Source organism: Luteibacter sp. 22Crub2.1, from assembly GCF_900167995.1.
In the GTDB taxonomy this organism is placed as follows: Bacteria; Pseudomonadota; Gammaproteobacteria; order Xanthomonadales; family Rhodanobacteraceae; genus Luteibacter; species Luteibacter mycovicinus.
In genome coordinates, this window is the sequence record NZ_FUYT01000010.1 from 163,658 (window position 1) to 178,123 (window position 14,466).

At 67.8% G+C, this 14,466-nt stretch carries 3 protein-coding genes; all 3 read left to right on the top strand.

Annotated elements, in window-relative coordinates:
* Positions 1-186: 186 nt before the first annotated feature.
* The 3 genes from B5X73_RS12415 to B5X73_RS12425 are packed head-to-tail and all read left to right on the top strand — an operon-like array spanning position 187 to position 14,464.
* Entirely contained in the window at positions 187-6,963 is a 6,777-nt protein-coding gene (locus tag B5X73_RS12415) for a polyketide synthase (protein WP_254857287.1), read from the top strand.
* Positions 6,960-13,337 (top strand): non-ribosomal peptide synthetase, encoded by a 6,378-nt coding sequence (locus tag B5X73_RS12420; RefSeq protein WP_079521941.1) that lies wholly within the window; start codon positions 6,960-6,962, stop codon positions 13,335-13,337. Before B5X73_RS12415 ends, B5X73_RS12420 begins: the two co-directional genes overlap by 4 nt.
* The gene (locus B5X73_RS12425; RefSeq protein ID WP_079521942.1) at positions 13,334-14,464 is read left to right on the top strand and encodes a glycosyltransferase family 2 protein; all 1,131 of its coding nucleotides are present in this window, start codon (positions 13,334-13,336) and stop codon (positions 14,462-14,464) included. Before B5X73_RS12420 ends, B5X73_RS12425 begins: the two co-directional genes overlap by 4 nt.
* The last annotated feature ends 2 nt before the right edge of the window (positions 14,465-14,466 follow it).

Below are 14,466 nucleotides of genomic sequence, written 5' to 3' on the forward strand. Positions count from 1 at the left end.
TGCAGGTGCCTCTGGCCCTGCGGTAGTTCACGGGGGATCGCATGAAGGCCGACAGGATGGCGTGGAGCACGAGGGGAAAAGGGATGCAAGGTGGCGCGCCAGCCGGCAAGGCCGGCCGTACCACTTCGACCCTGGCCGTTCGGCCTATGCCATTGCGCCGGACGTCCACCTGCGCAGGGCATGGTCATGAATGATGCGATTTTCCCCGATACTCCCGATACCACGGTACATGCGCGCTTCGTGCGTATTGCCGCGCTCTATCCGCAGCATCTTGCCGTCGCCTCCGACGAACTGAGCCTGAGTTATGCCGAACTGGACGCGCAAAGCGATCGGGTCGCCGCCGGGCTGAGGTCCGCCGGCGTTGCATCCGGGAGCTATGTCGCGTTACTGATGGAGCGGTCGGCGGAAGCGATCGTTGCGATCCTTGGCGTGTTGAAGGCGGGTGCGGCCTATCTGCCGATCGATGGTTCGTGGCCCGAGGATCGCATTCGCTTCGCGCTGACGGACGCGGACGTCGCCGCCGTGATCGCGGAACGGCCCGGGACGACGGGGCTGGATGAGGTTCCGGTGTTCGGCTTGAGGGATCTTGTGGGTGGCCCGGTTTTCGGTCGCGCGCGGGGCGCGCTCCTACAGGAGAGCTCGCTGGCTTATTGCATGTTTACCTCGGGGTCGACGGGGAAGCCGAAGGGCGTGGAGATCCGGCATGAGTCGATTCTTCGGCTCGTGCTGAAGTCCCATTATCTCGACTTCGACGCCCTGAAAATGCTACATGCGGCGCCGCTGGGTTTCGATGCGTCGACGCTGGAGATCTTCGGGCCGCTGTTGAACGGCGGCACCTGTGTGGTTTATGGAGACCGGGTTCCGACAGGCTGCGGCATCGCGCGCACCGTCGAACGACACGGTGCCGAGGTGGCCTGGCTGACCGCGGCCTTGTTCAACGCGATCGTCGATGACGATGCATCGCATCTTGCCGGGCTGCGCTGCGTCCTTACGGGTGGCGAAGCCTTATCGGTGCCTCATGTGCGCAGGGCGCTCGCGGCTCTCCCGGCGACCACGCTGATCAATGGCTACGGCCCGACCGAATGCACCACCTTCGCTACGACCTATCGCATTCCGCGTGACCTTCCGGGGGATGCCGGTGCGATTCCCATCGGGCGCGCGATCGGCGAGACCTCGCTGCATGTGTGGAACGAACAGGGTGAACCGGTAGCCTACGGTGACGTCGGTGAGCTGTATATCGGCGGCTCGGGTGTCGCCAGCGGTTACCTCAACCGCCCCGAGCTGACGGCCGAGCGCTTTGTCTCATCGAAGCACGGGACCCTTTATCGCACGGGCGATCTGGTTCGCTTTCTTCCCGATGGGAATCTCGCCTTCATAGGACGGGCCGATGGGCAGGTGAAGATCCGCGGATACCGGATCGAGTGTGGTGAGGTGGAGTTCGCATTGCGTGGGTTGCCTGGGGTGGCTAGCGCGGCCGTGGTGGCTCGCGAGGATGAGCCGGGGGATCGGCGGTTGGTGGCTTATTACGTGGTGGGAGGTGACCGCATCTCCGATCGCGAGCAGGCTCGCTCCTACCAAAGCCAGGGCGAGGGCATCGCCGCACGTGCCCTGCGCGATCAGCTCAGCGTCCTTTTGCCGGCCTACATGATTCCGACGGCATGGGTGCGGATGGATGCGCTGCCGATCAACGGCAATGGCAAGCTGGACCGGCATGCCCTGCCCGCCCCGGATCGTTCGCGTCCTGAACTGGCTGCCACCTTTGTCGCACCGCGTGGCGATGTCGAAAGCGCGCTGTGCGATCTTTTCGCCGCGACGCTCGGCGTGGAGCGCGTGGGCCGCGACGACAATTTCTTCGACCTCGGCGGCAATTCGCTGCTGGCGACGCGCGTCATGACGCGCATTCACAACGCGTTGTCCGCCGTACCAACGCTCGTCGGTTTTTTCGCGGAACCCACGCCCGCCGCGGTCGCCGCGGTGATCGGGGGGCGCGCCTCGCGGCACGCACTGTCGAGCCGGCTCGCCAGCGGTACGTCGACGGCAGGCGAGCCGGTGGCGATTATCGCCATGGCCGGCCGGTTTCCGGGCGCGCCCGATGTGGAGTCGTTCTGGGACAACTTGTGCGAAGGTCGCGAAACGATCCGCTTCTTCGCGCCCGACGAACTCGATGCCGCGATACCTGCCTCGGAGCGCGACGATCCAGGCTACGTCCCGGCGCGCGGCGTCCTCGACGGCGTGGGCGACTTCGACGCCTCGTTCTTCGGCATGTCGCCGCGCGAAGCCGAGCTGACCGACCCGCAGCAGCGCCTCTTCATGGAACTGTGCTGGGAGTGCATGGAGCGCGCCGGCTATGTACCGGATGGGCAAGAGGCACCCGTCGGCATCTTCGGCGGTATGCACAATGCGACGTACTTTCAGAAGCACATCAGCGGCCGCCCCGACCTGATCGAAAAGCTCGGTGCCTTCCAGGTGATGCTGGGCAACGAAAAGGATTACGTCGCCTCGCGTGTCGCGCACAAACTCAATCTCACCGGCCCGGCCATCAGTCTCAACACGGCCTGCTCCACGTCACTGGTAGCGATCGTGCAGGCGTTCGACGCACTGCGCGCCGGTCGCTGCGCTATGGCGCTGGCCGGCGGTTCGTCGATCGCCTGCCCGCCGAACAGCGGCTACCTTGCTCAGGAGGGCTCGATGCTTTCGCCCGACGGCCATACGCGGACGTTCGATGTGAACGCACGGGGCACCGTGTTCAGCGATGGCGCGGCAGTCGTCTTACTAAAGCGGCTGTCGGACGCGGTGCGCGACGGCGACCCCATCTACGCCACCATTCGCGGCGCGGCGGTGAATAACGATGGCGCGGTCAAGGCCAGCTTCACCGCACCCAACGCCGCGGGCCAGGCAGCCGTCATCACGATGGCGCTTAACGACGCCGGCGTGGCCGCGCGTGATATTTCGTACATCGAAGCCCATGGTACGGCCACGCCACTGGGCGATCCCATCGAGATCGAAGGGCTTACCGAGGCCTTCCGGCAGACCACGAACGATACGGGCTTCTGCGCGATCGGGTCGCTGAAGAGCAACGTCGGCCACCTGGTCATGGCCGCCGGGGCGGCCGGCGTCATCAAGACGGCCCTGGCGCTGAGCGAGCGTCGTCTTCCGCCGTCGCTGCATTTCACCGCCCCCAATCCCCGGCTCAATCTCGCGGCATCGCCGTTCGTCGTCAACGATACGCTGCGGCCGTGGCAGAGCGCCGGTCCGCTGCTGGCCGGCGTCAGCTCGTTCGGCGTGGGCGGCACGAATGCCCACGTGATCCTTGGCGAAGCGCCGGCGCGTGCACCGTCGGATGCCGCGACCGGCCCGCAGTTGCTGACCTTGTCCGCGCGCACGCCGGCCGCCCTCGCCGCCGCCGCGGCGCGGCTGGCCGACCACATCGCCATGCATCCGGACAGCAATCTCGCCGACACGGCCTGGACATTGGCCAGCGGCCGCAAATCCTTCGGACAGCGTACGCACGTCGTCGCGGTGTCGCATGGCGAAGCCGAAGCGCAGCTTCGTGACGTGGCAGCTGCCGCGATCTGCCGTACCAGCAGCGATCCGTCGCCCGGCATCGTGTTCCTGTTCCCGGGCCAGGGCTCGCAGTACGCCGGCATGGGTCGCGAACTGCATGCGACGGAGCCGGTGTTTCGTGCGGCACTGGACGAGGTCACCTGCGCCTTGCGCGACGAACTGGGCTTCGATCTGCGGGAGCGGATGTTCGACGACGATGCGGATGCCCTGAAGGCGACGGCACTCACGCAGCCTGCGACGTTTGCGCTTGAATACGCGCTCGCCCTCCTGTGGATGAGCCTGGGCGTCCATCCCGTCGCCATGATCGGGCACAGCGTAGGCGAATTCACCGCGGCCGCACTGGCAGGTGTGATGCCGCTGGCCGAGGCCGCGCGCCTCGTCGCGCGTCGCGGGCGGATGATGCAGGCATTACCCGCAGGCAGCATGCTTTCGGTTCGTCTGGGAGCGGCGGAACTGCATGCGCGGCTTCCGGGCACGTTGTCCCTTGCGGCGGAGAATGCGCCTAACGCGAGCGTCGTTTCAGGGCCCTCCGGCGAGATCGAGGCGTTCCGGGCCGGGCTCGACGCGGAAGGGATCGCTTGCCGCCTCCTGCACACCTCGCACGCGTTCCACTCGGGCATGATGGATCCGGTGCTCGATGCGTTTCATGCGGAGGTCGCGGCCGTGCCGCTTTCCTCACCCACCATCGCTATCGTGTCGACACTGACCGGCGTCCCGCTGACCGACGCCGAGGCGACCTCACCCGACTACTGGACGCGTCATCTGCGTGAGAGCGTGCGGTTCTCGCCGGCGCTTCTGCATGCACTGGAAGACACCTCGACGGCCTTTCTCGAAGTCGGTCCCCGGCCGAGCCTCGCGGTGCTGGGTCGCCAGCATGCACAGGCACGCGGTCGCACGATCGTTCCGAGTCTGGGGGATGGCCCTTCCGATGAGCGCGCCGCCCTGCTTGGCGCCGCCGGTGCGCTGTGGAGCGCGGGTGTGACGGTCGCCATCGCGGCGCTCGACCACCGCGCGCAACGGCGGCGTGTGCGTTTGCCGACGTATCCGTTCGAGCGGAAGCGGCACTGGGTGGAGGCGCGGGTGGCGGCCTCGGTGACGGCGATCGCAGCGGGGGTGTCGCTTTCGCAGGTTGCCGCCGGCATGGCAGGCATCGCACAGCCATCCGACGCACCGTGCCCCGTAGGAGCGCGCCCCGCGCGCGACCCGGACACCACCTCGCCAGACCAGTCAGATCACCACGACATCGTCTCGCCCCAGTCCCTGGAGCTCTCCATGCCCAATTCGCCCGTGTCCGCCCGTCCCCAGCGCCTTGTCGGTGAGCTGCTCGCCCTGTTCGAGGATGTCTCGGGGGCTGAACTCGAGGGCGTCGATCCTGCGTCGAACTTCGTTGAGCTGGGGCTCGACTCGCTGTCGCTGACCCAGGTGGCGTTGCAGCTGCAGAGGACGTACGCGTTGAAGATCACCTTCCGTGAACTGATGGATGGGTGTTCGTCGTTCGAAAGCCTGGCGGCGCATATCGACCGGTTGTTGCCGGCTGAGGCAATGGCGGAGCCCGATTCAAAGGCTGTTGCAGGAGCCAGCGTGGCCGGCGGTGGGTCTGGCGTCAGTCTGGCCGGCTTTGCCGGGTCGCCAGCGGGGCTGGCTCCTACCGGAGCGGCGGCGCCGAGCACCGCGGGGGCTGGACTGGTACAGGACATCATTACCCAGCAGATGCAGATCATGCGGGAGCAGTTGGCGTTGCTGGCGGGAACCGCAGGCCCTGTGGCAGGGCCAGCCCCGGCTCCTGGCAGAGCGCAAGGACCGACTGAGGCAACCGTGGCGGCCAACGACGGCGAAGAGGCCGCGCTTGCGCATACCACGTACGACGTCAGGAAGGCCTTCGGCGCCATCGCACGGATTCACCACGGTGGGACGGACCTCAGCGCCCGCCAGCGTGCGCGGCTGGATGCCTTCATGCGCCGGTACATCGAGCGCACCAAAGCCTCCAAGGCGTATACGGAAGAACACCGACCACATCTGGCCGATCCGCGGGTGGTCAACGGCTTTCGCCCGCTGTTGAAGGAAATCATCTACCAGATCGTGATCGAGCGCTCCAAAGGCGCCAACGTCTGGGACCTCGATGGCAATCGCTACGTCGACGCGCTGAACGGCTTCGGCATGAATCTGTTCGGCTGGCAGCCGGACTTCGTCCTCGACACCGTGCGCAAGCAACTCGACGAGGGATACGAGATCGGCCCGCAGCATCCGCTGGCCGGCATCGTGGCGAAACAGGTCTGCGACCTCACCGGCTTCGATCGCGCGGCGCTGTGCAACACCGGTTCCGAGGCGGTCATGGGCTGCGTGCGTGTGGCGCGCACGGTGACCGGTCGCGACACCCTGGTCATTTTCACCGGCTCGTACCACGGCATCTTCGACGAGGTGATCGTTCGTGGCACGAAGAAACTGAAGTCCGTACCGGCCGCGCCGGGCATCCTGCGCAATACCTCCGAACATGTGTTGGTCCTCGACTACGGCACACCGGAAGCGCTACGGATCATCCGCGAGCGCGCCCACGAGATCGCCGCGGTACTGGTCGAGCCGGTGCAGAGCCGTCGACCGGACTTCCAGCCCGTGGAGTTCCTGCAGGAGCTGCGCGCGATCACTGAAGAATCGGGTTCACTACTGATCTTCGACGAGGTGGTCACCGGTTTCCGCGCCCATCCACGCGGTGCACAGGCCGTACTCGGCATCGATGCCGACATGGCGTCGTACGGCAAGGTCGTCGGCGGCGGTTTCCCCATCGGCGTCATCGCGGGCAAGCGTCGTTTCATGGATGCGCTCGACGGCGGTCACTGGCAGTTCGGTGATGACTCCACGCCGACCGTCGGCGTCACATATTTCGCCGGCACTTTCGTGCGTCATCCGCTGGCCCTGGCGGCCGCGCACGCCGTGCTCACGCATCTGGCGAAGGAAGGCGGCCAGTTGCAGGCCACCCTCAATGCGAAGGTCACCGCCATGGCGGAGGAGCTCAACGCCTTCTGCGCGAGCGTCGGTGCGCCGGTGCGCGTCGTGCACTTCGCTTCCGTCTGGAAGACCACCTTCGCGGAAGACCATCCGTTGCAGGATCTGCTGTTCGCGATGATGCGCAGCCGTGGCATCCACATCCTCGACAACTTCCCCTGCTTCTTCACGACCGCACACGGCGAGGCCGACTTCGCCGCCATCGCCACCGCGTTCCGCGAATCGATTCTCGAAATGCAGGAAGCCGAATTCCTGCCGCGCCGCCGCGAGACCGCATCCTTCGACGCTGAGCGCCCACCCGTCCCGGGCGCACGTCTGGGCAAGGATCCCGAAGGCCATCCCGCGTGGTTCGTTCCCAACCCGGATGCGCCGGGCAAGTACCTGAGGGTGACCGCATGATATCGAACGAGCTGGCCGCCGCCACAGCGGTCGACTACGATCCGTTCGCCGCCGCGCCGCTGTCGCGCGTGCTGCCGACGACCGAACCCCAACGCGAGGTGTGGCTGGCATCCCGGCTGGAGCCGGAAGCCTCGCTGGCGTACAACGAAGCGGTCTCGCTGACGTTCAAGGGCTTGCTCGACGTAGCGGCCCTCATGTGGGCACTGCAGGCGGTGGTCGACCGTCACGAGGCCCTCAGGGCCACGCTCAGCCGCGACGGCGAAGGGATGCTCGTCGCCGACCACACGACGCTGCCCATCGCGAGTCACGATCTTTCGCCGTTGCCGCCGTTCGAGAGCGACGCACGTTTACAGGCGGCATTCTCGCGCATCGTCACGACACCCTTCGATCTCGAACACGGCCCGCTGGTCCGCGCGGAGATCTTTCGCCTGGCCGCCGACCGTCATCTGCTGACCATCGCCGCGCACCACATCGTGTGCGACGGCTGGTCGCTCGGCGTGATCGTCCGCGATCTCGCCGCGCTTTACGCGCAACGCCTGGGCAAGGGCGCCGGTCCGGCGCCGGTATGCGCGTTCTCGACCTTCGCGCTGAACGAAGCCACGCACGTCGGCAGCGTGGCCGCCCGCGCGGACGAACAGTACTGGCTGGGCCGCTTCGCCGACACGCCGCCCGCACTGGACCTTCCCGTGGACCGGCCCCGTCCCCGTCGTCGTACGTTCACCTCCCGGCGCGAAGACCGTCTGCTGGACACCGCGGATGTCGAGGCCATCAAGCGCCTGGGCGCGACGCACCGGGCCAGCTTCCACGCCACGCTGGTCGCCGCATTCGCTGTGCTGCTCCGCCGCGTCGGGGGCCAGGACGATGTGGTGATCGGCATACCGTCGGCGGGCCAGGCCGGCGAGGGACTGGACACGCTCGTGGGCCACTGCGTCAACGTGCTGCCCCTGCGGGCACGCATCGACGATGGCGCGAGCTTCGCGGACGTTCTCGGGGACGTACGCGGCCACCTGCTCGACGCGTTCGATCATCAGCGCTACACGCTGGGCAGTCTGCTTGCCCGCCTCTCCCTTACACGCGATCCGTCGCGCCTGCCGCTGGTCGCCGTGCTGTTCAATCTGGATGCGCAGCTCGATGAGACGACGGCAGCTTTCCCGGACCTTCGTTTCGACGTGGACGCCATCCCGCGCGAGTTCGAGAACTTCGAACTGTTCGTCAACGCCGTGCAGGTCCAGGGCGGAGTTCGTCTCGAGTGCCAGTACAACGCCGATCTGTTCGACGCCGCCACCGTGCAGGGCTGGCTCGACGCCTATGCCACCTTGCTGCGTCACGCGGCGCGTGCGCCCATGACCGAAGCGGTCGCACTGCCGGTCGTCTCCGACGCCGTCTATCGCGAACTCGCCGGTCTGCAACCGGCACCGACGCCGTTTCCGGAACTGCGCCTCGCGCACGAGTTCTTCGAGCAGCAGTGCGACCGCGCGCCGGAGCGCATCGCCGTACGTCACGCCGACCGTACGCTGACCTATGCGGCGCTGGAGTCACGGTCCAATCGCGTCGCCAACGCACTGCGCGCACGCGACGTCAGCCACGGTGCCCTGGTCGGGCTGTCGCTCGGCCGTGGACTCGACATGCTGGCCTCCGTGCTGGGCGTACTCAAATCCGGCGCGGGCTATGTGCCCCTCGACCCGGCCTTCCCCGCCGAACGCCTGGCCTTCATGGCCGAGGACGCGCGGCTTGCCGCGCTGGTCGTCGATGACGAAACACCCCTGGCGTTCGAGTTCGATGCACGCCGCGTCATCGCACTGAACAGCGACGAGGTGGTCCACGCGTCGTTCGACCGCCCCGCACGCGACCGGCGCGCGGGCACGCCGGATTCCGTGGCCTATGTGATCTTCACCTCCGGATCGACCGGACGGCCGAAGGGTGTACGCGTACCGCACCGCGCGGCTGCGAACTTCCTCACCAGCATGCAGCGTGTGCCGGGCATCGCGCCGGACGACCGTCTGGTCGCCGTGACCACCCTGTCCTTCGATATCGCCTTCATGGAAATGATGTTGCCGCTCACCAGCGGCGCCGAAGTCGTCATCGCCGGTCGCGACGACGTGCGCGATGGCGGACAGCTGCGGCGCCTGATCGAGGACTGCGACGCCACGATGATGCAGGCCACGCCAGCCGGGTGGCGACTGCTGATCGACGCGGGGTGGCACGGTCGTCCCGCTTTCCGTGCCGTTTCCGGCGGCGAACCGCTGCCCGTCGATCTCGCCGAGGCGCTGCTGGACCGCTGTGGCGAGGTCTGGAACGGCTACGGCCCGACCGAGACGACGGTCTACTCCACCTACTGGCGTGTCTCCGATCCGCGCGAGGGAATCTACATCGGCCGCCCCATCGCCAACACCACGGTGCATATCCTCGACGAGCGCGGCCATCATTGCCCGCTCGGCGTACCGGGCGAAATCCACATCGGCGGCGCGGGCGTCACCCTCGGCTATCTCGACCGCCCCGAACTCACCGCCGAGAAATTCATCGCCGATCCCTGGTCGGAGGCGCCCGATTCCCGCATGTACCGCACGGGCGATCGTGGCCGGTGGACCGCGAAAGGCGTCCTGGAACATCTGGGTCGCCTCGACTTTCAGGTGAAGGTGCGCGGGTATCGCATCGAGCCCGGCGAGATCGAAAGCGTGCTTGCCGACGTGCCGGCGGTCGCCCGCGCCGTCGTCATCGCGCGTGAAGACCGTCCCGGCGACGTACGCCTCGTGGCCTACGTGGTGGGCCGCGACGGCATCGCCCCGGAGGAGGAATCGCTACGGTCGTACCTGCGCTCGCGCCTGCCCGACTACATGGTGCCCCAGCACATCCTCGTGCTGGACAGCGTGCCGCTGCTGCCCAACGGCAAGACCGACCGCAAGGCGTTGCCGCCGCCGATCGCGCACTCCGTCGCGACACCGGGTGCGCGCGTCGCGCCGCGCAACGACGACGAGCGACGGGTCGCCCTCGCGATGGAAGCAGTGCTCTGCCTGCCGGACCTCGACGTGCGCGACGACTTCTTCGCCCTCGGAGGGCACTCCCTGCTGGCCGCGCAGCTCACGGCGAAGCTCAACCGCGAGTTCGGCGTGAGCCTGTCGTTCCGGACGCTGTTCGACGCTCCCACGATCGAGCAACTTGCCGCCGCCATCGGATCGCAGGTCGCCAGCGGCTCGGCGCCCGCCGCCGAGCCGATCGGCCAGCGCAGCGATCAGCACCACGCGCCGCTGTCGCTGATGCAGCGCCGCCTGTGGGCGCTGGAGCGCATGCATCCCGGCCGGGTCACGTATAACGCGCCATCGGCGCACCGGCTTCGCGGGCGTCTGGACGAACATGCGTTCGACATGGCCTTCCAGGCCCTGATCCAGCGGCAGTCCAGCATGCGGACGGCGTTCCGCGACGTGGGCAACGACATCGTCCAGGTGATCGAGCCGCGACTGACGTACCCGTTGTTCCCGGCGGAGGATCTCAGTCACCTGCCGGAGGACGAGCGCGAGGCGACGCTGATGGCGCGTCTGCAGCAGCTGACGGACACGCCGTTCGACCTCCGCCGCGCACCGCTGTTCAGTGCGCGCCTGTTCCGCCTGGGCGATACCGAGCACGCGCTGTTCTTCATGCCGCACCACATCATCTGGGACGGCTGGTCGTTCGACATCCTGTACAACGAATTGTCGGCGCTGTATCGCAGCTTCGTGGCCGGTCTGCCCTCGCCGCTGGTCGCCCTCCCGGTGAGCTACGGCGACTTCGCCGAATGGCACGCGCACTGGCTGGAGTCCGCGGCGTTCCAGGCGCAGCTGGGCTTCTGGCGCGAACGTCTTGCACAGATGGGCGACGTCCGGGCGTTGCCGACCGACCATCCCCGCCGGCCCGGCATGTCCGGACTGGGACGCACCGAATGGATCCGCGTGTCGCGCGCCGAGACCGACGCCATGCACGACGTGGCACGGCAGGCCGACGCCACCCTCAACATGACGCTGCTCGCGCTGTACTTCGCGATGCTGTCCAGCTCGGCGGGGCAACGGGAACTCGTGGTCGGCACACCGGTCCGTGGCCGTAACCAGACCGAGGTCGAATCGGTCATGGGCTACTTCAACAATCTGCTGCCGCTGCACGTGTCGGTCGATCCGGCGCTGTCGTTCCTCGAGTTCGTACGTCTGGTCAGGCGGAAGGCGATCGAGGCCTTCGGCCATCCGGACGTCCCCCTGGAATACCTGCAGCGTGAGCTGAAAATCGGACAAGGAGCGGGCGCCACGCTGTACCAGGCGCTGTTCTCGTTCCAGGACGCCCGCCAGCGTGCGGTCGACTGGGGCGGTCTGGAGCACGAGCAGATTCTGCTCTTCCAGAGTGGCGCCACGGAAGACCTCGGCCTGTGGTTCCTCGAGAGCCACGCCGGCATGGTCGGCGGCGTGACCTACAACGCCGACCTGCTGCAGGCCGCCACGGCGCGGCTGATGCGCGAGCGTTACCTCGACATGATGCGTACGGTCGCGACCGATCCCGCCATCGCGGTCGGCGCACTCACGGCTGCGACCCCGGCCGAGCGCGAGCGCATGCGTCACTGGAACGCGACGGATACCGACATCGTCCTGCCTGTCGACCTGTATGGCATGGTCGCGGCGGCGGCTAAGACGAACCCGGACGCGGTAGCGATCGTCCAGCATACGCGGACGCTCCGCTACGACGCGCTTCTGGAGCGTGCTTCACGGATCGCGGCGCTGCTGCACGAGCGGGGTGCGCATGCGGGCGAGGTCGTCGGCCTGTGCGTGAATCCGGGTGCGGACCGCGTGGCGGCCCTGCTCGCTATCGGACTGACCGGTGCGACGGCGCTGCTGCTCGATCGCGCCGACCCGGCGGCCCGCCTGCGCGACATCCTTGCCGACGCACGGGCCACGGTGATGGTGGGCGACGCGGCGCTCGAGGCCATGCTCGACTGGCCGCGCGCCTGTGCCGTGTGGCTCGACCTGCACGAGGGAGAACCGGACGTCGCGACGTGGAACGTTGCGCCGTTTGCCGTACGGCCCTCGCCCGACGATGCGGCGATCGCCTTTTACGCTCCGGATGTCGAGGGCAAGGCACGCGGTGCGGCGTTGTCGCATCGTGCGCTCGCCAACACGCTGCAGGCACTGGCCGGCACGTTGGGCGTGCGTCCCGGCAAGCGCATCGCCGGCGACGCGTCGCCTTCCGATGCGATGTCCGTCGTCGAGCCCCTGCTCGCGCTCGCCCACGGCGCCACCTGGTTCGAGCAGGACGCCCACGATCTCGCTCACGGACGCCTGGATGCCATGGACGTCTTCATCGCCACACCTGAAACCTGGCACGCACTCGTGCGCCAGGGCTGGTCCGGCGATCCGGGCATGCGCGCCGTGGTCGCCGGGGGCCTGCCCACCGCCGAACTGGCCACGCATGTCGCGGGCGCCACCGCCGGCCTGTGGACCCTGTTCGGCGACGCCATGTCCGCGCCCGTCGCGGCATGCGGTCAGGTGGAGCGCGCGGCCGACGCCCTGCACGAAGGCCGGCCGCTTGCCAACAGCGAGGCCTGGATCCTCGACGATAGCGGCGAACCCTGCCCCATCGGCGCGACGGGCCAGGTCGCCGTGGCCGGCCTCGCGCTGGCCATGCCGTTCGGCAACCGTGCGCAGGCCGACCGCCAGCCGACCGACGGCCGGCTGGCAAGGACGGGCTACCGCGGACGCTGGCTGGCCGACGGCCAGTTGCAGGTGCTCGACCGGGAGGACCGTCGCTTTCGCCGCCATGGCCTCGACGTCGAACCGACGGCCATCGAAGCCCTCACGCTCGCCCAGCCGGGCATCGTGCGTGCCATCGCCGTGCCGCGTCGCGACCGCGACGGTCTGATGCGCATCGACGTATACGCACTGGCCGCTCCGGGCTACTCGCCGGACACCGACGACCTGCGTGCCTCGCTCGCGACGTCCCTGCCGGCGTCCTCGATGCCGGCTCACATCACCATGCTGGACGCGCTGCCGCTGTTACCCACCGGCGAGCCGGATATCGCGTCGCTGCCGGTGCCCGACAACGGCGCGCCCGGTGGACGCACGGTGGACAGTGAACCGCATACCGAGAGCGAGCGTCTCCTCGCCAGTGTCTGGCGGGAGCTGCTGGGCGTGGGCCGCGTCCGCACCAGCGACAACTTCTTCGATGTCGGCGGCCACTCCCTGCTAGCGGTCGACATGGCGCAGCGCGTGCAGAAGCTGAGCGGTATCCAGCTCAATCTGCTGGATATCGCCAACGGCACCCTCGGCACGCTTGCCGCCGAACTCGCCATCGCCACGCCCGCACCGGCGATCACGGCAAAGCGCGGCCTTTTCAGTCGCCTGCTCGGACGCAGCACGCCATGACGCATCTCGCCTGGATCGTCTGCTGGACATCGTCCATCCTGCTGGTCCACGTCTTCGTGGGCTATCCGCTGTGGGTCTGGTTGCTCTCGCGCCTGCGCCCGCTCCCGGTGGCGAAACGCGGCATCCTGCCGACCGTGAGCATCGTCGTCGCCGTGCACGACGGTGCCGGGTTTATCCGCGCCAAGCTGGCCAGCCTGCAGCAACTCGACTACCCCGCCGAGCTGATCGACATCGTGATCGCCTGCGACGGTTGCCATGACGCGACCGTCCTGCTCGCGCGGCGTTCGACGGATCCACGGCTGACCGTGCTCGATTTCCCGAACCGTCGCGGCAAGGCCGCCTGCCTCAACGACGCCGTCGGCCTCACGCGAGGCGAGGTGCTGCTGTTCACCGATGTCCGCCAGAAACTCTCACCGGTCGCCCTGAAGGAGCTGGTCGCCAACCTGGCCGACCCGACCGTCGGCGCGGTGGGCGGTGAACTGCACATGGAGAACGTGCGCACCGGCTTCGCCCAGGGTGTGGATTTTTACTGGCGTTACGAGAAAGGCATACGCCATGCGGAGGCCTTGTCCGGCTCGACCATCGGCGTCAGTGGCGCGCTGTACGCCATGCGCCGCCACCTGTTCCGGCCGCTTCCAGCCGGTACCGTGCTCGACGACGTGCTGGTGCCGATGCGGGTCGCCGCGCAGGGCAAGCGTGTGGTGTTCGAACCCAGGGCGATGGCCTGGGACCAGCCGTCGCAGGGAGCGGAGGACGAGAAGCGCCGCAAGATCCGTACGCTCGCCGGCAATTTCCAGCTGGTCCAGCTGGCGCCGTGGCTGCTGCTGCCCTGGGCCAATCCGCTGTGGTTCCGGTTTGTCAGCCACAAGATGCTGCGGCTGCTGGCGCCATGGTTGCTCGTTGCGCTCACCTGCAGCACCGGCCTGCTGGTGACACGGCATCCGATGTACGCAGTGGCCTTCGGCGGACTGGTCGTCTGTGCCGCCATGGTCGCGCTCGCGAAGTTCCGTCCCCCTCTGGGACGCTGGTTTCCGCTGCGTATCGCGCTGGCGTTCTTCTATCTCAACCTCTTCGCGGCACAGGCGCTCGTTGCCTTCGCCCGTAACCGAAGGCTGCACTTATGGTGATC

Bases quoted from the DNA above. Each gene is read 5' to 3' on its own strand.
- B5X73_RS12425 (WP_079521942.1), top strand. From the start codon at position 13,334: ATGACGCATCTCGCCTGGATCGTCTGCTGGACATCGTCCATCCTGCTG.
- B5X73_RS12420 (WP_079521941.1), top strand. From the start codon at position 6,960: ATGATATCGAACGAGCTGGCCGCCGCCACAGCGGTCGACTACGATCCG.
- B5X73_RS12415 (WP_254857287.1), top strand. From the start codon at position 187: ATGAATGATGCGATTTTCCCCGATACTCCCGATACCACGGTACATGCG.